Below are 17,877 nucleotides of genomic sequence, written 5' to 3' on the forward strand. Positions count from 1 at the left end.
GGGTTAACGCCCCGGTGTTTTTTTATGCCCGTGAAGAAAAGCGCTTACGCTTGCTTGCCGCTCAGGTTGGCCCACATGAACTCGCTGACCAGCGCGCTGTGAAACGCCGCCTGTTGCTTGTCAGCGGCGGCGCTGTGCCCACCTTCGGTATTCTCATAGAAGTAAGCCTGTTGATAGCCCATCGCCTGCATGCGCGCCGCCATTTTGCGCGCGTGGGCCGGGTTGACCCGGTCGTCACTGGTGGCGGTATAGAACAGCACCGGCGGATAAGCCGTCTGCGCCTGGATATTGTGGTACGGCGAGAAGGTTTTGATATAGGCCCACTGTTCCGGCTGGCTCGGGTCGCCATACTCGGCGATCCATGAGGCGCCGGCGGAAAGCTGGGTATAGCGCTGCATGTCGAGCAGCGGCACTTCGCAGACGATGCAGCCGAACAGCTGCGGATACAGCGTCAACATGTTGCCCACCAGCAGGCCGCCGTTGCTGCCGCCGCGGGCACCCAGATGCGGCGCGGAGGTCACTTTGCGCGCGATCAGATCCTCCGCCACCGCGGCGAAATCTTCGTAGGCGCGGTGACGATTCTGCTTGAGCGCCGCCTGATGCCAAGCCGGGCCGTATTCACCACCGCCGCGGATATTGGCCACCACGTACACCCCGCCGCGCTCCAGCCAGGCCGGCGCCTTGCCGCCCAGATAGCCCGGCAGCAACGGTACTTCAAACCCGCCGTAGCCATACAACAGCGTCGGTGTGCTGCCGTCCGGCTTGAGATCTTTGGCAGCGATCTGGAAATACGGCACGCGGGTGCCGTCCTTGGAGAGCGCGAAATGCTGGCTGACCTGATAGCCGCTGGCGTCGAAGTCCTGCGGCGCCTGCCTCAACAACGTCGCCTCACCGCCGTCGAGGTTGCCCATATACAGCGAAGTCGGCTGCAGGAACCCGCTGATGGTCAGGAAATAGTCGTTGGTTTCTTCGTCGATGCCGCCGGCGGAAATCGTGCTGATGGCACCGGGGTTGCCCAGCGGGCGGCGCTGCCAGCTGCCGCCTTGCGGCGTCAACACTTCCAGGCGGTTGACCACGTTATCCATTACGCTGAGGATCAGGTGATCGCGGGTGCCGCTGTAGCCGCTCAGCGCCCGCTCCGCCGTCGGGGTGAACAGCAGCTGCAGCTCGCGCTTGCCCGCCAGGTAATCGTTGAAGTTGGCCGCCAGCAGCGCGCCGGACGGGTAGCGCTTACCGCCCACTTCCCAGTCGCTGCTCGGTTTGATCAGCAGCCATTCGCGATGCGTATCCAACTCGGCGTCGGCCGGGATATCGATTTTGATCTGACGGCCGTCCTGAGACAGCAGAAAGTAATCGCGGCGATAGAAGTCCAGGCTGCGGCCGACAAAATCGCGCTCAAAACCCGGCGTGCGATCGTGATAGGCGAAGACCGCCATATCCTCGGGTTGCGCTTCATACAGCGTTTCGGCGGCGCTCAGCGGCGTGCCGCGCCGCCAGCGTTTGGCGATGCGGGCGTAACCGGACTGGGTCATCGAACCGGGACCGAAATCGGTGGCGATAAACAGCGTGTTCTGATCAACCCAGGAGACCCGGCTTTTCGCCACCGGCACGTTGAAGCCGTCCGTGACGAAACGTTTGGCAACCAGATCGAACTCGCGGATTTCGGTGGCGTCACCGCCGTCCGGCGACAGTTGCATCAGGCAATAGCGGTATTCCGGCGCCAGCGGCTGCGAACCCTGATAGACCCAGTCCTTGCCCTCCGCCTTGCCCAGCGCGTCGATATCCAGCACCGTCTCCCAGGCCGGTTTGGCCTTGCGGTACTCGTCCAGCGTGGTGCGCCGCAGCAGGCCGCGCGGGTTGGCCTGATCCTGCCAGAAGTTGTAGTAGTAGTCGCCGCGTTTGCTCACCCACGGGATCTGGGTGTCTTTATTGAGGATATCCAATACCTCGCGCTCAATCCGCTGAAAATCTTCGCCCTGGGCGAAGCGCGCCGCGGTGCGCTGGTTTTCCCGCTTCACCCACTGCAGCGCCTTTTTGCCCTGCAGCGCTTCCAGCCACAGAAATTCATCGCCGGCGGCCGCGCCGCCCTCCGCCGCCATCGCCAGGCGGATACTGTTGGGTAATGAAGTCATCGCGAATACGGCTCCTGCGGTTTGTGCACTGAGTTTAATAAACTGACGTCGATTGGTGACCGGCAAAATCAAGCTCCTTTCAAGTGGGCAACAGCCTGTGAAATAAGAGTCATTTTCAACAAGGTAGGCGTTAGGCGGCGCGGAGTCAAAGCCCACGGCCGCCGCGTTGAGTCAGGATTGAGGATAGTGGATCAGATCGTGGATGCGCACCGTTTGTGAACTGGCATTGCGGTAAGCGTGCGGCCGATCGGCCTGAAAGCGCATCGCCTCGCCGGCGGCCAGGCTGTGCCATTCGCCGTCTATCGCCAACTCCAACCGGCCGCTGATCACGATCACATGCTCGATCACGCCCGGTTCATGGGGCGACGATTCGCTGAGCGCGCCCGGCGCGAGATCGATGACGAACATGTCAAAACCCAGCTGGCGATCGTAGGGAAACAGCGGTACTACGCGCATGTTGGCGTTGTCCTGATCATAGATCGGCAGATCGCCGTAGCGGTGCAGCGTCGCCTGTTGCTGTGCGGGCGACGCTTCGAGAAACGCGGAGAATGCCACGTTGAAACCGGTGGCGATCTTCCACAACGTCGCCACCGTCGGGCTGGACTCGCCGCGTTCGATCTGCCCGAGCATCGCCTTGCTGACGCCGGTAAATTCCGCCGCTTGCGTCAGGCTCCAACCGCGCTGCGCGCGCAACGTGCGAAGGGTGTGCGCCAAATGGCCGGCAAGTTCCTGCATCTTGTTCTCCTTTGCATATCGCCCCGATTATACCCGCTTGTACGCTATAGCGCACGGTGCTATGCTGATTTCTCATCGTGCGCTATAACGCACAGCTACCAATTGGAGCTTCTCATGCGTCCCGCCATTACCCTGCGTCACCTGACCCTGCCCGCCGTTATGGCCGGTTTTATCGCCGTTCTGGTGGGTTACACCAGCTCCGCCGCGATCATTTTCCAGGCCGCCGCCGCCGCGGGTGCCACACCGGCGCAGATCGGCGGTTGGCTCAGCACCTTGGGGATCGCGATGGGCGTCACCTCACTGGGACTGTCGCTCTACTACCGCACGCCGATCCTCACCGCCTGGTCGACGCCCGGCGCGGCGCTGCTGGTTACCAGCCTGCCCGGCACGCCGATCAACGAGGCGATCGGGGTGTTTATCTTCGCTTCCGGTCTGATCCTGTTGTGCGGCGTCACCGGGCTGTTCGCGCGCCTGATGGACTATATTCCGCAGGCGATTTCCGCGGCGATGCTGGCGGGGATCCTGCTGCGCTTCGGGCTGGACGCCTTCGCCTCACTGCAGCTCAATTTCCCCCTGAGCGCCGGCATGGGGCTGGCCTATCTGCTCAGCCGCCGTTATCAACCACGCTACGCCATCGTGCTGACGCTGGCGGCCGGGCTGGCGATCGCCGCGCTACAGGGCAATATCCAGCTCGCGCAGCATGCACCGGCGTTCGCCATGCCGGAATTCATTGCGCCGCACTTCAGCTGGCCGACGCTGCTGGGCATCGGCGTGCCGTTCTTCGTGGTGACGATGGCTTCGCAGAACGCTCCCGGCATCGCCACACTGCAAGCGGCGGGCTACCGCGTGCCTACGTCACCGCTGATCGCCTGGACAGCGCTGACCGCGCTGCTGCTGGCGCCGTTTGGCGGCTTCTCGGTGTGTATCGCCGCCATTACCGCCGCCATCTGTATGGGGCCGGACGTGCATCCCGACCCGCAGCGACGCTATATGGGCGCGGTAGCCGCCGGCGGCTTTTACCTGCTGGCCGGGCTGTTCGGCGGCGCCATCGGCCTGCTGTTCAGCGCACTGCCCGTGGCCCTGATCCACACCATCGCCGGGCTGGCGCTGCTCGGCACCATCGGCGGCAGCCTGCAGCGCGCGCTGCATGACGAAAAACAGCGCGACGCGGCGCTGATCGCCTTCCTCATCACCGCCTCCGGCGTTACGTTACTGGGCATCGGCTCGGCCTTCTGGGGCATTGTCGGCGGCGCCATCGCCCATCTGCTGCTGTCGCTGCCGCGGCGAACCCCCCAGGCGTAACGGGCGCACGACATTGACAGGCGCCGCCGTGGCGCCTTCACTTTCTCTGTCGTCTTAACACCAATCCGCATAATAGGTGACGCTGTCACCAAGGACGCCTATGACTGAGAAAGCCGCGCTGTTAGCTCAGCGCCTGATACGCAATGTCGAACGGGTAGATAAGCAACATGACCGGCGGCCGCCGCTGTACGACAGCGTCGGCGCTCGCCTCGGTGCCGGTACCGCCGCCGCTAAGCTGGGTGCCTCCTTCGATTGTGTGGCGCCGGGCATGCGTTCCTGCCCCTACCATTATCACTACGCTCAGGAGGAAATGTTCATCATTCTGGAGGGCAGCGGTACGCTGCGGGTAGATGGAGAAATGCTGCCGATCGTCAGCGGAGATGTCATCTTCATTCCGCCGGGCCCGGAATATCCGCACCAGATCATCAACACCTCCGATGCGCCGCTGAAATATCTGTCCGTCAGCACGCGCGAGCAGCCGGAATTGGTGATGTACCCAGACTCCGGCAAATACCAGGCGATGGCGCGCGGCACCGACGGCGAGCCGGTACGCTACCTGCAGCGCCCTTCAGCCTCGCTCGATTACTGGCAGGATGAACCCTGAATCGCCGTCCGGCAGCGTAAGATCCAGCGCCTGTGCCGCCAGCTCGGCCACGCGAAAGTCGATGTCCGCCGCCTGTCCGTCTTCCATGAACCAGGCAGCGGAAAGCCCTGACCAGGCCAGGATCCACTGCAGCAGACGCCGGCGCTCCAGCCCGGCCAACCGGCAGACCTGTTCCACCCGACGATGGAAAATGGCCGGATCGGTGGCAACGCCGTAGTTGGGATTGCAAAAAATATTGGCGTAATCGAATCCCCGCTCACCGTACAAACGCTTGGGATCGATCGCCAGCCAGCCGCGTTCGCCGAAATCCAGCACGTTGTCATGGTGGATATCGCCGTGCAACACGCTTTCTTCTCGCGGGCTGCTCAGCAGCTCCGCCGCCGCCGTGGCGCTGAGGCGCAACATGCCGCCGTGCGCCTGCGCCGCCGGCCAAAGCGAACTGAACCACTGCTGCAGCGGGATCAGATCGGGCAACGGCGCCGCGCGCGGCGCATGCAAGGCGGCGATCGCGCGACACAGGATCTGCGTGGCCCGTTCATCCTCGCCGTCGCGCACCAGCTGTGCCAACGAACCGTCGCCCTGCGCACGCTCCAACAGAATGCCGTCGTCGTGCCACGCCAGCACCCGCGCGGCGCCTTCCCCCCGCCACCAGCACATCAGCTGGCCGCCGAAACGCTCCTCCTGCTCGCGGGCGATCTTCAGCATGGCGGCCTCGCCCCGGTAGCGCACCGGCATCAGCAGACTGCTATGGGTTTCGAAGGCTTTGCCGTCCTGCTCCAACCGCCAGCGTTGCAGATAGGGAGTAAAAAGCGGATTCATCGTCTCATGCGTCCTTGTTGCCGAGCAGCGCCGCACTGTCACACTCGGGTGAGATACGACGTATAAAATTAAAGGTGGGTGATACTATCAGATATCACCGGTTCGCAGCGTCTTACCGCCGTTGTCCCCGGTATCCTAACCAAGTTTGCCCATTTTATTAACCGCTCTTGTATAGGGTTTGACCATGACATCATTAAAACGCATTAATTATCCGCAGTTGCCTACGCCGGGTGGCCCCTATGTGCATGCCGTACGTCACGGCGATCGCCTGTACGTATCGGGATTGACCGCGTTCGCCACCGACGCTCAGGGGTTGAGCGCACCGGAGCAAACGCAAGAGATCCTCGAGCAGCTGGCGACCATCGCCGCCAGCGAAGGAGTGAATCTTAAGGCATTGATCAAGATCAGCGTGTTCCTGACCGACATTGCCGATCTGGCGGGCGTGCGCCCGGTGCTGTTTGACTACTTTGATGGCGCGCTGCCGGCCTGTTCGCTTATGGCGGTCAGCGCGTTGTTCTCACCGCAGGTTTGCGTGGAGATAGAGGCAGTGATGGCGTTGCCATAACGCGGGGCTAGAGCGCGCCCTCATCCGGCACGCAGGGGCCGATCTTGAACCAGGCTTTGGCGATCCGCCCCTGTTCCACTTCGTAGATGGCGATTACGTCCATTTTGCCGCGCCCTTCCGGGAAGTTACGCGTCACCACTTCCTGATCGACCACCATATTCCCCACCGCCATGCGTTTGATTAGCTCGCCGTACAGGCTCGGTTCCTGGAAGCGCCCCAGATGCCGTTCACGGATCGCCGCCTTGCCGCTGGCTAACAGCGTGTCGGGATGCTCGTAATACTGCGCGTTGTCCGCCCAACAGGCCATAAAGGCGTCGATGTCGCGGGCGTTATAGGCGTCAAGCTGTTGCTTAACCACATCCTGCGGGCGTGCCGTTTTTTCGTTCATCAGATCCTCCTGCCGAAATTAACCGCCGCTTGCGGCGAACAATGAATAAAAACCCCGAAATAGCGAATAATTAACCTAGCACGCCCAACGGGCAATTCAAGCGCCCGCGCATAAATTTTCCGCACCGCGTCTGGGACAGTGAAAACGGCATGACGCCGCGCGTTAATCTTTGCGGCGGTTGGGAGGATTCTGCTAATTTATCAGTAAGAGCATGATGATAACGGTGCGCTATGCAGCAAAAGCCGGTGCTGGACGAAGCCAGACAGTTAAAGCGACTCAACGCCGCCACGCGGCGCCAATCCCATATGTACAAATGGATCGCCCTGATCGCGGCGCTGGACGCCCTGTTGGTGTTTTGGTATGACCGGGATATGCGCAACGTCACCTTTTCGGGAGCGGTTGCGCTGGTGTGCGGCTATTTATGGATCCGCGATCGTAACAAGGCCCGGGGTTACCGGCGCGAGTACGACCGCAAATTCGGCAAACGCAGCGGCGATTAGGGCTGCATCGCCGCCAACACTTTAGCGCTGTCGACGATTTGCACAAACTTCACTATCTTGCCGCCGCGCAGCGTATAGATATGCGCAAAGGAGGCGCTGAAGGATTTTCCGGTGGCTCGGTAGGTGCCGTGGTAAAAACCCTGGGCGATCACATGTTCGCCCGCGTCGTAGAAATGGTCGACGTCGGCGCGGTAGCCTCGCCATTCGCTGCCCAAACGCTGATGTACGTTCTTGATGATGTTCTCCGGGCCGATATAGGTGCCGGCGTAAGGGAAACCGGCGGCCTCGGTCCACTCCGCATCGGGGGCCAGCGCCGCCAGCAAATTGCGGCCGTTTTCTTCAGAACTGCCTTCATAAGTCGCGCGCACTATCTCAAGAGGGGTTGGCATGTCTCTTCTCCAATGGCTGATCGGGGTATTCCGGCCATCTCCGCGGACACAGGCTCTCACCAAGCGGAGACGGCGGAATGCGGCTATTCTAGGTTGCTCGTTTCGCTGCAAAAACCGCAGTTATGACAATTGTTGGTTGCATTTTAGTAAACAATAGCCGTTTCGCCGTCATTTTTCCGGCATCCAACGCGGCTAACATAATTGATGATTGCCACCCTACAGGAGCTGAACGTGCCTTTATCCCCGCTTTCGCAAGAGTTGCTGCAACCCTTTTCCCCCTATCAGGCACTGGCGCAGACGCTGCTGCCGCTCACGCTTGAGTCGGACGACGGCTCACATGACGTGGCGCATCTGCACCGGGTCTGGAAGAACTGCCGACGAATCAGCAAGCTGGAAGGCGGTGACCGGCGCATTCTGTGTGCGGCGGTGTTATTGCACGACGCCGTTGCGGTAGAAAAAAACTCGCCGCAGCGGCACCTGGCCTCGCGCATGGCTGCGCAGCAAGCCACGCAGACGCTGGCGCGCCTGGAATGGGAGCCAACGGCTATCGCGGCGGTGGCGCACGCCATCGAAGCGCACAGTTTTTCCGCCGGTATCGCCCCGCAAACGCTGGAGGCGAAAATTCTGCAGGACGCCGATCGTCTCGACGCCATCGGCATGATCGGCGTAGCACGCTGCTTCTACATCGGCGGCCGCATGCGCAGCGCGTTATACGACGCCGCCGACCCGCTGGCAGAGCATCGCCAATACGACGACAAACGCTTCATCCTCGATCACTTCGAGACCAAACTGTTCAAACTGCAGGAAGGCTTCCAGACCGCCGCCGGGCGGCAAATGGCCGAACAACGCACCGCCCGCATGCGGCGCTTTCTCGACGAGCTGCTGGAGGAGGTGTAGCGCGGCGTTTTCGTTACGTCCATAACATTTTCGGTCATATAACGCCGTTACACTGAAGTCTCCCCTCACCGAACGGGCGGCAAAAATGAAAAAATTGACGTTGAGAGAGATGACGGAAAGCGAGCAGCGTGAAGTCAAGACCGAGCTGGACAAGGCGCGCAAAAGCCACGGCCGGCCGCTGACCAACGCCGAGCAGCACAAGGTCAAGGACGAGGTGGTGGCGCGCATCATGGCCGCCAGAGAAAAAATCGCCAAAGCGGAACGCGCGCAGCGCAAGGCCAACCGCTACCGGCCGAGCGGCGAAACCTTCAGCTGGACCGCCACCATCGGTTCCCGCCCACCGCGCTGAGCGCACAAAAATCCCCGCCGCCGCGGGGATTTTTGTTTATTAGCCAAACTCATCCTCCCTGACGAATCATGAATAACAATGTTATCAATCTGTTGTAAATTGACAGCCTGATGAAGAATATTCATTATCACCCCACTTCCCCTTTTCACGAGACTGCCATGACCAACCCGCGCAACACTGACACACCGATTTCCCCGGCGTTGCCTGTTGGCGGTTTGGCGGCGGTTAAATCGAAGAAACAGACGCTCATTTGACCGGGGCGGGCTGTCCCGTCAGATGAGCTGACAGGACGGCATGCAACGCCCCGCCTTCAATTTTCTCATCTGGCTTCTCTGTCGGTCACACAGAAGGAACACTTTATGGCCTCATTTTCCGGTATTTGGGTGGCGATGGTTACCCCTTTCAATCACAATGCCGTCGATCTGCCGGCGGTTAAACGCCTGACGCGGCATCTGCTCGACGCCGGCGTCAACGGCCTGGTGGTGTGCGGCTCCACCGGCGAAGCCGCCGCGCTGAGTAAAGAAGAACAGCTGGCGGTGCTCGACGCGGTGCTGGAAGAGGCGCCCGCCCATCAGGTGGTGATGGGCCTGTCCGGCAATAACATGGCCGCCACGCTGCAGATGCAGCAGGCCATTCAACTGCGCGACATCGCCGGCGTGCTGATCCCGGCACCTTACTATATCCGCCCTTCTCAGTGCGGCCTGATAGACTATTTCACCCAGTTGGCCGACGCGTCGACCGTGCCGGTGATCCTGTACAACATTCCGCAGCGCACCGGCATCGCCCTGGAGCTGGCCACGCTGCGCCATCTTGCGCGCCACCCGCGCATCACCGCCATCAAGGACTGCGGCGGCAACCCTGACGCCACTATGGCGCTGATCGCCGACGGCGAAATCGACGTGATGACCGGGGAAGACAATCTGATCCTCAGCACGCTGTGCCTCGGCGGCACCGGCGCCATCTCCGCCGCCGCGCATGTTCACCCGGAACGCTTCGTACAGCTGGTGCAGCAGGTCGCGGCCGGCGACCTGGCGGCCGCGCGCAGCAATTTCTATGCGCTGCTGCCGATGATCCACCAGATGTTCAGCTTCCCTAATCCGGCGCCGGTCAAGACGGTACTGGCTCAGCAGGGGCTGATCGCCAACGAACTGCGCTCGCCGATGCAGGTGGCACCGCAGGCGCTGCAACAGCAGATCGCCACGACGCTGGCGCGGCTGCAGCCCGCCGAGGCGGTCATCGGTTAAATTTGTCGGCTAAACCGCTGTAATTTTGGCGTTATGGGACTAGGATGAGAGGTTAAGCATGCCCGACATTCGTCACCTACAAGGAGCTTCCGATGAAACTGTTCTATAAAGCCGGCGCCTGTTCGCTGTCCCCGCATATCGTGCTGCGCGAGGCAGGGCTGGATTTTACGGCGGAGAAGGTCGATCTGGCGCAGAAAAAAACCGAGAGCGGCGCCGACTATCTCACCATCAACCCTAAGGGACAGGTGCCGGCGCTGCTGCTGGATGACGGCAGCCTGCTGACCGAAGGCGTGGCGATCGTGCAATACCTGGCAGATCGCGTGCCGGATCGCAACCTGATCCCAACGTCGGGTACCCTGTCGCGCTACCACGCCATTGAGTGGCTGAACTACATCGCCACCGAGGTGCACAAAGGCTTCAGCCCGCTGTTCAACCCGAAAACGCCCGATGAATACAAAGCCATCGCGCGCGCCAAGCTGGAGCAGCAGTTCAGTTACCTGGATTCTGTGCTGGCGAAGCAGCACTTCCTGTTGGGGAGCCGTTTCAGCGTAGCCGACGCCTATCTGTTCACCGTACTGCGTTGGGCGTTCGCCTTGCAGTTCGATGTGCGCCAGCACGCCCATCTGGCGGCCTGGTTCGATCGCGTTGCGGCGCGCCCGGCGGTGGATGCGGCGCTGAACGCCGAAGGATTGAAGTAACGGTTAGGCCCCGGCGGCTATCGCCGGGGCCTAATGCAGCTTACAGTTTTACCGCCCTGAACTCGCTGCGCGGCTGCACGATCCGATCCTGCGCCGCCACCACCTGCAGTTCGTACTCACCCATCTCTTGCGTGGTCAGCATCACCTCGTACACGGCGGCGGTGACGTGTTCCAGCGCCTTATCCAGCGCTTCGCCCTTCAACAGATCCACCAACAGCAGACCGCTGGTCAAATCGCCGACGCCGACCGGCTGACGCGCCCCGAAGTCCACCAGCGGGCGGCTGATGTGCCAGGCCTCGTCCGCCGTCACCAGCAGCATTTCGAAACAGTCGGGGTGATAGCCGGCGCGGGCCAGGTGCTTGACCAGCACCAGCCGCGGCCCCTTGGCGATCAGCGCGCGGGCGGCCTGCACCGCGTCATCCACGTTGGCGACGGCCATCTGGCTCAGCATTTCCAGTTCCAGCAGGTTCGGCGCGATCATGTCGCTGCACGGCAACGCCTGCCGACAATGGAACTCCGCCACGCCCGGCGCCACAATGCAGCCCTTCTCCGGATGGCCCATCACCGGATCGCAGAAATACCAGGCGTTCGGATTGGCCTGTTTCACCTGGCGCACGATCTCCAGAATGTGGCCACCCTGCTCCGGGGAACCGATATAGCCGCTCAGCACCGCATCGCAGCGCTGCAGCTGATCGATATTGGCGATACCCTGAGCGATCTCGGTCAGGTGGCTGGCCGGCATGACGCAGCCGGTCCACTGGCCATATTGCGTATGATTGGAGAACTGCACCGTGTTCAGCGGCCAGACGTTGACGCCCATACGGCGCATCGGGAACTCCGCCGCACTGTTGCCGGCGTGACCAAACACCACGTGCGACTGGATAGAAAGAATGTTTTTCATCAACAGGACTCATTCGGAATACGGCAGCCGGAGGAAGTCGGCGGCTGCCCAAAAATAAAGGGGCCGCCTGGGCCCCTTACCATTATTATTCGCTTACTGCCAATCCACCAGGCAGTAGTGTTTCTTGCCGCGGCGCAGCAGCGTATAGCGGCCGAACAGGCGGTCCGCGTCGCTGAAGCGGTATTCGGCGTCGGACTGTTTCTCGCCGTTGATGGTCACTGCATTGGAACCGATCATGGTGCGCGCCTGGCCGCGTGACGGCACCAGTTCGGCATTGACCAGCGCCTGCTGCAGATCGGCATCGCCATCCAGTTTGATGGTCGGCATGCCGTCCTGCGCCAGCTGGGCGAAGTCCGCTTCGGTCATGTCGTGCAACGCGCCGGAGAACAGGCTCTGGGTGATGCGCTGAGCGGCCGCCAGGCCCTCTTCGCCGTGCACCATGCGGGTCACTTCTTCCGCCAGCACATACTGGGCGCGCGGCGCTTTGCCGCTGTTCTTGTCTTCTTCTTCCAGCGCGTTGATGTCTTCCAGGCTCATGAAGGTGAAGAACTTCAGGAAGCGGTAGACGTCGGCATCGGCGGTGTTGATCCAGAACTGGTAGAACTTGTACGGGCTGGTTTTTTCCGGCGCCAGCCAGACCGCGCCACCTTCGGTTTTACCGAACTTGGTGCCGTCAGCTTTGGTGATCAATGGCACGGTCAGGCCGAACACCTGCTTCTGGTGCTGGCGACGCGTCAGATCGATACCCGAGGTGATGTTGCCCCACTGGTCGGAGCCGCCGATCTGCAGCTCCACCTGGTGGCGGTTGTACAGCTCGGAGAAATCGAAGCCCTGCAGCAGGTTGTAGGAGAACTCGGTGAAGGAGATGCCGGAGTCGTCGCGGTTCAGGCGCTGCTTGACCGCTTCCTTGTTGATCATCTGGTTGACGGAGAAATGCTTGCCGATGTCACGCAGGAAGGTCAGCACGTTCATGCCGCCGAACCAGTCGTAGTTGTTGGCCGCGATGGCGCTGTTGCTGCCGCAGTCGAAATCGAGGAACGGAGAAACCTGTTTGCGGATTTTCTCCACCCACTCGTTCACCGTTTCGGTGGTGTTCAGCTTGCGTTCCGCCGCTTTGAAGCTCGGATCGCCGATCAGGCCGGTGGCGCCGCCCACCAGCGCTACCGGCTTGTGGCCGGCCAGCTGGAAGCGCTTCAGGCACAACAGAGGAACCAGATGGCCCAAATGCAAGCTGTCAGCGGTCGGATCGAAACCGCAATACAGTGCAATTGGCCCTTGCGCCAGTCGCTCCGCTAACGCTTCCTCATCCGTAACCTGGGCAACGAGGCCCCGCTCTTGCAGTTGTTTAATCAAGTTGCTGCTTGCCATCAATGACTCCATGTATAAACGAATGCACCTTTGCCGGTACACGGCCTTTCGCCCAGTGGCGAAATAAAAATTCGGGATAGCGCATAGAATAAAGCGCCGGCGGCGTCAGCACCAGCGCTTAGAGGGGATTTTCCGTCTTCAGGGTGCCAGTCGGTCAATTTTCCAGTCATTCCCGTCCCGCTGATACAGGAAACGGTCATGCAGGCGATGGGCACCGCCCTGCCAGAACTCGACGGAGTCGAATTTCACGCGGAATCCGCCCCAGAAACTCGGCAACGGCACTTCGCCCTGCCGGAACTTCTGCTTCAGCTCGAGGAATTTGCTTTCCAGCACGCCGCGTGCGGAAATGCGCGACGACTGCTGTGACACCCAGGCGCCGATCTGGCTGTCCTTCGGTCGGCTGTTGAAATACTTCAGCACTTCGAGGGTCGACAGACGCTCTACCTGGCCGAGGAAAATCACCTGGCGATCGAGCATGTGCCAGGGGAACAGCAGGCTGATATGCGGGTTTTGCGCCAGCTGCTGCGCCTTGCGGCTGCCGAGGTTGGTGTAGAACACCAGCCCCTGGTCATCGAAATGCTTCAGCAACACGATGCGTTGATAAGGCTGCCCCTGTTCGTCGACCGTCGCGACGCACATGGCGGTCGGATCGGCCAGGCGCGCGTCGCAGGCCTGTTTCAGCCAGCGCTCGAACAGCGCGAGCGGATTGGCGGTCAGATCGTTGCGACGCAGGCCGCCTCGGGTGTATTCACGGCGCAGGTCCGCAACATCAAACTCATTCTTTTCAATCATCTGGGTTATCGACCAACTGAAAAAATCCGTTGTTACATTCTGCGCCTGCGGCGCCAGGAACTCAATCGCTCCGACGCCGACGCCGACCTTTACTCCGTCAGCACGCAGTCGCTCATCACTACTTTGCCGTTGCGCTCAAGGTAAGCATTGCGGTCTTTCGACCAGAACGTGTACTTACCGTCACTGTATTTGGCACCGGTCAGCGCGAGCACCTGTTTCAGATGCAGCTGCTCGCCGTCCATCAGCAGGCTGACTTCGCTCGCCTTGCCGTCCAGCGCCACCGTCAGCGGCGTGGTGCCGCACTGATAGTGCATGGTCTGGCTGCTCTGCGGCAGAATGTAGCTGCAGCCGGACAGCGCCAGCGCGCCGGCGACGAAAATGACTTTTTTCATGCTGTTGCTCCTTAGGGAAATCCTTCACCGGCTATCCTAACAGAGCTAACGCCCCCCCAATGGCAAAACCGGATAAATCCCACCCAGCACCGTTTCGCGGCTGGCGCCGGTCACCGACGGCAGGTTGCCGGCCTGGCCGGACAGCGTGCGAAACGCCAGCCAGGCAAAGGCCAGCGCTTCCATATCATCGCCGCTGACGCCGAAATCGTCGGTCAGCCCCACTTCCGTACCCGGCAGCAGCGCAGACAGGCGCGCCATCAGCAACGTATTGCGTGCCCCACCGCCGCACACCAGCAGGCGCTCACACCCGCCGGCCAACAGCACCTGTTCGCTGATGCTGACAGCGGTCAGCTCCGTCAGCGTAGCCTGCACGTCAACCGGCGCTATCCCCGGCAAACCGGCCAACTGACGTTCCAGCCAGGCGATGTTGAAATACTCGCGGCCGGTGCTTTTCGGCGCCGGCAGCGCGAAGTAGGGATCGGCCAGCATCTGCTGCAGTAGCGGCAAGCAGACTCGCCCCTGCATCGCCCAACCGCCGTCCTGATCGTAAGGCTGCGCGCGATGGCGCCATACCCAGGCGTCCATCAGCATGTTGCCCGGCCCGGTGTCGAAACCGCGCACCGGCGTACCGGGCAACAACAGTGAAAGGTTGGCGATGCCCCCAACGTTCAGCACCATGCGCCGCTCGACCGGGTGCCCCAGCAGGGCCTGATGAAACGCCGGCACCAGCGGCGCGCCCTGCCCGCCGTAGGCCATGTCGCGCCGACGGAAATCGCCGACGGTGGTGATATTGGTCAGCGCGGCGATGCGATTGCTGTCGCCCAGCTGCATCGAGAAACGCGCGTCGCCTTCCGGCTCATGCCACACCGTCTGGCCGTGGCAACCGATGGCGGTAATGTGTTCCGCTTCGATGCCGGTTTGTTTCAGCAGGCCGAGCACCGCCTCTCCGAACAACGTGCCCAGCTGTGCGTCCAGCCGGCCGACGGCGGCCAGCGTAGTCTGCTGCCCCTGACACATGCCCAGAATTTCTTTTTTCAGCGCGATCGGCATCGGATGGCTATAGCTGGCCTGCTGGGCCACCATGCGATCGTCGATCGCAGCCAATACCACATCGATTCCATCCAGACTGGTGCCGGACATGACACCTATATAGCGGCCTGACTTCATAGCAACATCCTCCAACCCGCGCGGTAAGCAAATTTTAATCCTGACAAATAAACCAGAATTGCCGGATTAACGCCATGAATTATGATGCTTTTTTTACAGGCCGTGAGCCAGATACCGCGCCATGGCGCCGCTGTGACACATTTTATGTGTTAAACCGTGCCTTAACCGGCAACGGAATGCCGCCGAGGCTGTCATAAAGGTAAACCGCGGTTTATTATTGGTTGAACAGAGAAAAGTTAAGCTGCGTGCAGCGATGGAGCATGGTGATATGCCCCGCTTTCAGCCATACTTTATCCATCATTTTCACTGAATCTTGCCTGGTAAGCATGACCAGGTTATGGACTACTACCCATCAGGAGTTTTATATGATCAAGCGTCTTCTCGTCGTTGCCGTTGCCGCCGTTACGCTGGCAGGGTGCGCCAATGAATCGATGTCCGGCGATGTTTATTCGTCCTCGCAGGCCAAGCAGGTGCAAACCGTTACCTACGGCACGCTGGTTTCCGTGCGTCCGGTGAAAATTCAGGGCGGTGAAGGCTCCAACACCATGGGGATGATCGGCGGCGCGGTAATTGGCGGGCTGCTGGGTAACACCGTCGGCGGCGGTACTGGCCGCACGCTGGCCACCGCAGCGGGCGCTATCGCCGGCGGCGCGGCAGGCAACAGCATCGGCGAAGTGGCCGGCCGCACCTCAGGCTATGAGCTGGAAATCAAAACCGATCAGAAAGAGAACATCGTTGTGGTGCAGAAAGCGGGCGACACCAAGTTCAGCCCTGGTCAGCGCGTGCGCATGGCGCGCATGGGCGACACCATCACCGTTTCTCCGCTGTAAGTCGGCGCTAAACGGTAAACCGGAGGCAATCGCCTCCGGTTTTATTTCTGATGCTGTGAAACTGTAATCGTAGAAGAATAAGAATATTATTATTTGTTCTGCAGTTCGGTGATATTTTGTTCTAACTTGCCAATCAGCCCTACCAACAGATGCACTTCGTCGGTGGAGATGCCGCTTAAAATCTCACTGCGTGTAGAGGTGATCACGCTGTCCACTTCCCTGATGATTGGATCGGCCGCATCGGTCAGCTTGATGCGCTTCGCTCGGCGGTCGTTGGCACAGGTGTGACGCGTAATCAGCCCTTTTTCCTCCAGTTGGTCCAACGTGCGAACCAGTGACGGTTGCTCGATACCGATCGCCTTCGCCAGCTGGATTTGCGACTGCTCCGGCGGTAAACGATTGATATTGTGCAAGGTGACCCAATGCGTTTGGGTCAGCTCCAACGGCTTGAGCCGATGATCGATGAGCGCGCGCCAAACACGAACTAATCGTGCTAAATCTGAACCTAATGTTGACTCCACTTCCCCCTCCTTATAATTAGCATGCTAACATTACCTCCCAGAGTTTACACTATTTTGGGTAACTCACATTAAAAACACAAATGTATATAATGTATATTGTGGAAATAGCCACTATTTTTAGCCGCTATTGTTTAATCGTTATGCAAATATTCAACATGTTCACCCTTAGGGATTGTTAATGTGAATACATCGTGGTTACACACTTCATCCCCCCTACCCGATTTGGTCTTGGGGGCATCGCTTTATTTTCCACCTATATTTAAAGCATTTTTGCTGGGCTTGGTCTTATGGCTGCTGATTCATCAGCTGCTGAGAGACTGGATTTATTCCGGCGAAATCTGGCACCCCATGTTGATGGACCTGTCCATTTTCGTTCTGACCGTCAGCGGTTCCCTATGGATTTTAGCGAGTTGGTAACCCATGCAGCATAAAACATTAAAATATTTTTCCACAGTGATCGTCTGCGCCATTGCCGTCTGCGCCGGATGGTGGCTATGGAATTATTATATGCAATCCCCGTGGACTCGTGACGGAAAAGTGCGCGCCGAACTCGTCAATATCACCCCAGAAGTTTCTGGAAGATTAGAGAAAATAAGCGCGAATGACAATCAGTTCGTACCTGCGGGAAGTCTGATTTTTACCCTCGACCCTGTCCCCTATCAGATCGCGCTGGACAATGCTGAGGCCGCGGTGGCAAAAGCGCAATCCGATCTGGCCAAGGCGGACCACGAAGCCGCCCGCCGCCGCAGTTTGCCGCGCAACGTTATTTCCGCCGAGGATTTGGACGTGTCCAATTTAGCCGCCCAGGCAATGAAAGCGGCCTATAAAGCCGCGTTGGCCAACCTGGAACAGGCCAAATGGAATTTGAGCAAAACCAAAATTTATGCGCCGACCGACGGTTATATCACCAACCTGCAGGCACGGGTCGGAAACTACGCCAATGCCGGCACGCCGTTGGTGGCGTTGGTGGACGTACACTCGTTTTATGTGCTTGGTTATTTCGAAGAAACCAAGTTGAAACATATAAAAGAAGGCAATAAAGCGGACATCGTTTTATATAACGGCAACACGCCGCTGCAGGGTGAAGTCGAGAGTATCGGCCGCGCCATTTACGATCAGAGCGTCGACAGCAGCAACGATCTATTAATGGACGTCAAACCTAATGTTCCCTGGGTACGTTTGGCCCAGCGCGTACCGGTGCGGATAAAACTGCTTAACACGCCCGCCGATTTGACGCTGGTTGCCGGCACCACCTGCACCATTTCGATTCATCAGCAGGATTAA

The 17,877-nt window shown here is 60.0% G+C and carries 23 protein-coding genes; 12 read left to right on the plus strand and 11 right to left on the minus strand.

Annotated features, from left to right (window positions below; genetic code table 11):
• Window positions 1-44: 44 nt before the first annotated feature.
• Window positions 45-2,132, minus strand: a complete 2,088-nt coding sequence (locus tag BHU62_RS15560) for a prolyl oligopeptidase family serine peptidase (protein ID WP_073532812.1) — start codon at window positions 2,130-2,132, stop codon at window positions 45-47.
• Between the two features lie 171 nt (window positions 2,133-2,303).
• Window positions 2,304-2,867 (minus strand): helix-turn-helix domain-containing protein, encoded by a 564-nt coding sequence (locus tag BHU62_RS15565; protein WP_073532813.1) that lies wholly within the window; start codon window positions 2,865-2,867, stop codon window positions 2,304-2,306.
• A gap of 114 nt (window positions 2,868-2,981) precedes the next feature.
• Between BHU62_RS15565 and BHU62_RS15570 the strand changes: the two genes are divergently transcribed.
• Both BHU62_RS15570 and BHU62_RS15575 read left to right on the plus strand, forming a co-directional pair.
• A complete protein-coding gene (locus BHU62_RS15570) occupies window positions 2,982-4,169 on the plus strand; it encodes a benzoate/H(+) symporter BenE family transporter (protein ID WP_073532814.1) in 1,188 nt (395 codons plus the stop codon).
• Between the two features lie 100 nt (window positions 4,170-4,269).
• Window positions 4,270-4,773 carry a cupin domain-containing protein gene (locus tag BHU62_RS15575; protein ID WP_073532815.1) on the plus strand — a complete coding sequence of 168 codons (504 nt, stop codon included), beginning with the start codon at window positions 4,270-4,272 and terminating at the stop codon, window positions 4,771-4,773.
• On the opposite strand, the gene BHU62_RS15580 is transcribed toward BHU62_RS15575, so the two are convergent.
• Entirely contained in the window at window positions 4,738-5,592 is an 855-nt protein-coding gene (locus BHU62_RS15580; protein WP_073532816.1) for an aminoglycoside phosphotransferase family protein, read from the minus strand. The genes BHU62_RS15575 and BHU62_RS15580 overlap by 36 nt on opposite strands.
• Before the next feature lie 184 nt (window positions 5,593-5,776).
• Between BHU62_RS15580 and BHU62_RS15585 the strand changes: the two genes are divergently transcribed.
• A complete protein-coding gene (locus tag BHU62_RS15585; protein WP_073532817.1) occupies window positions 5,777-6,157 on the plus strand; it encodes a RidA family protein in 381 nt (126 codons plus the stop codon).
• A 7-nt stretch (window positions 6,158-6,164) separates the two neighbouring features.
• On the opposite strand, the gene BHU62_RS15590 is transcribed toward BHU62_RS15585, so the two are convergent.
• On the minus strand, window positions 6,165-6,545 hold the full coding sequence (locus tag BHU62_RS15590; RefSeq protein ID WP_073532818.1) for a nuclear transport factor 2 family protein: 381 nt from the start codon (window positions 6,543-6,545) through the stop codon (window positions 6,165-6,167).
• A gap of 230 nt (window positions 6,546-6,775) precedes the next feature.
• On the opposite strand from BHU62_RS15590, the gene BHU62_RS15595 reads away from it, so the two are divergent.
• The gene (locus BHU62_RS15595) at window positions 6,776-7,045 is read left to right on the plus strand and encodes a hypothetical protein (RefSeq protein WP_073532819.1); all 270 of its coding nucleotides are present in this window, start codon (window positions 6,776-6,778) and stop codon (window positions 7,043-7,045) included.
• On the opposite strand, the gene BHU62_RS15600 is transcribed toward BHU62_RS15595, so the two are convergent.
• Window positions 7,042-7,434: a nuclear transport factor 2 family protein gene (locus BHU62_RS15600; RefSeq protein ID WP_073532820.1), complete on the minus strand. Its 393-nt coding sequence runs from the start codon at window positions 7,432-7,434 to the stop codon at window positions 7,042-7,044. The two genes, BHU62_RS15595 and BHU62_RS15600, sit on opposite strands and share 4 nt — an antisense overlap.
• A 204-nt stretch (window positions 7,435-7,638) precedes the next feature.
• Between BHU62_RS15600 and BHU62_RS15605 the strand changes: the two genes are divergently transcribed.
• The 5 genes from BHU62_RS15605 (at window position 7,639) to gstA (ending at window position 10,622) form a co-directional block, all read left to right on the plus strand.
• Window positions 7,639-8,331: an HD domain-containing protein gene (locus BHU62_RS15605; RefSeq protein WP_073532821.1), complete on the plus strand. Its 693-nt coding sequence runs from the start codon at window positions 7,639-7,641 to the stop codon at window positions 8,329-8,331.
• Between the two features lie 85 nt (window positions 8,332-8,416).
• The gene (locus tag BHU62_RS15610; RefSeq protein ID WP_073532822.1) at window positions 8,417-8,680 is read left to right on the plus strand and encodes a DUF3811 domain-containing protein; all 264 of its coding nucleotides are present in this window, start codon (window positions 8,417-8,419) and stop codon (window positions 8,678-8,680) included.
• Window positions 8,681-8,790: 110 nt separating this feature from the next.
• On the plus strand, window positions 8,791-8,934 hold the full coding sequence (locus BHU62_RS25265; RefSeq protein WP_171971325.1) for a hypothetical protein: 144 nt from the start codon (window positions 8,791-8,793) through the stop codon (window positions 8,932-8,934).
• Between the two features lie 105 nt (window positions 8,935-9,039).
• Window positions 9,040-9,924, plus strand: a complete 885-nt coding sequence (dapA, locus tag BHU62_RS15615) for a 4-hydroxy-tetrahydrodipicolinate synthase (protein ID WP_073532823.1) — start codon at window positions 9,040-9,042, stop codon at window positions 9,922-9,924.
• A 92-nt stretch (window positions 9,925-10,016) separates the two neighbouring features.
• Window positions 10,017-10,622, plus strand: a complete 606-nt coding sequence (gene gstA, locus BHU62_RS15620; RefSeq protein WP_073532824.1) for a glutathione transferase GstA — start codon at window positions 10,017-10,019, stop codon at window positions 10,620-10,622.
• Between the two features lie 40 nt (window positions 10,623-10,662).
• Here gstA and pdxY read toward each other — a convergent pair whose 3' ends face one another.
• The 5 genes from pdxY to anmK all read right to left on the minus strand — a co-directional run bounded on the left by pdxY (window position 10,663) and on the right by anmK (window position 15,242).
• Window positions 10,663-11,523, minus strand: coding sequence for a pyridoxal kinase PdxY (gene pdxY / locus BHU62_RS15625; protein WP_073532825.1), 861 nt, complete (start codon window positions 11,521-11,523; stop codon window positions 10,663-10,665).
• 93 nt (window positions 11,524-11,616) lie between these two features.
• On the minus strand, window positions 11,617-12,891 hold the full coding sequence (tyrS, locus tag BHU62_RS15630; RefSeq protein ID WP_073532826.1) for a tyrosine--tRNA ligase: 1,275 nt from the start codon (window positions 12,889-12,891) through the stop codon (window positions 11,617-11,619).
• A 138-nt stretch (window positions 12,892-13,029) separates the two neighbouring features.
• Window positions 13,030-13,683, minus strand: coding sequence for a pyridoxamine 5'-phosphate oxidase (gene pdxH, locus BHU62_RS15635; RefSeq protein ID WP_073532827.1), 654 nt, complete (start codon window positions 13,681-13,683; stop codon window positions 13,030-13,032).
• A gap of 89 nt (window positions 13,684-13,772) precedes the next feature.
• Window positions 13,773-14,075 carry an MliC family protein gene (locus BHU62_RS15640; protein ID WP_004931294.1) on the minus strand — a complete coding sequence of 101 codons (303 nt, stop codon included), beginning with the start codon at window positions 14,073-14,075 and terminating at the stop codon, window positions 13,773-13,775.
• Window positions 14,076-14,120: 45 nt separating this feature from the next.
• The gene (anmK, locus tag BHU62_RS15645; RefSeq protein WP_073532828.1) at window positions 14,121-15,242 is read right to left on the minus strand and encodes an anhydro-N-acetylmuramic acid kinase; all 1,122 of its coding nucleotides are present in this window, start codon (window positions 15,240-15,242) and stop codon (window positions 14,121-14,123) included.
• 365 nt (window positions 15,243-15,607) lie between these two features.
• Between anmK and BHU62_RS15650 the strand changes: the two genes are divergently transcribed.
• Window positions 15,608-16,072: a glycine zipper 2TM domain-containing protein gene (locus BHU62_RS15650; protein WP_073532829.1), complete on the plus strand. Its 465-nt coding sequence runs from the start codon at window positions 15,608-15,610 to the stop codon at window positions 16,070-16,072.
• 89 nt (window positions 16,073-16,161) lie between these two features.
• Here BHU62_RS15650 and slyA read toward each other — a convergent pair whose 3' ends face one another.
• Window positions 16,162-16,593: a transcriptional regulator SlyA gene (gene slyA / locus BHU62_RS15655; RefSeq protein ID WP_073532830.1), complete on the minus strand. Its 432-nt coding sequence runs from the start codon at window positions 16,591-16,593 to the stop codon at window positions 16,162-16,164.
• A 180-nt stretch (window positions 16,594-16,773) separates the two neighbouring features.
• Here slyA and BHU62_RS15660 point away from each other — a divergent pair, with 180 nt between their 5' ends.
• Together BHU62_RS15660 and BHU62_RS15665 are read left to right on the plus strand one after the other, a co-directional pair.
• A complete protein-coding gene (locus tag BHU62_RS15660; RefSeq protein WP_073532831.1) occupies window positions 16,774-17,010 on the plus strand; it encodes a DUF1656 domain-containing protein in 237 nt (78 codons plus the stop codon).
• Window positions 17,011-17,013: 3 nt separating this feature from the next.
• Complete coding sequence (locus BHU62_RS15665; RefSeq protein WP_073532832.1) at window positions 17,014-17,877, plus strand: HlyD family secretion protein; 864 nt, start codon at window positions 17,014-17,016, stop codon at window positions 17,875-17,877.

It is taken from the genome of Serratia marcescens, from assembly GCF_001902635.1.
Lineage (GTDB): Bacteria > Pseudomonadota > Gammaproteobacteria > Enterobacterales > Enterobacteriaceae > Serratia > Serratia marcescens_F.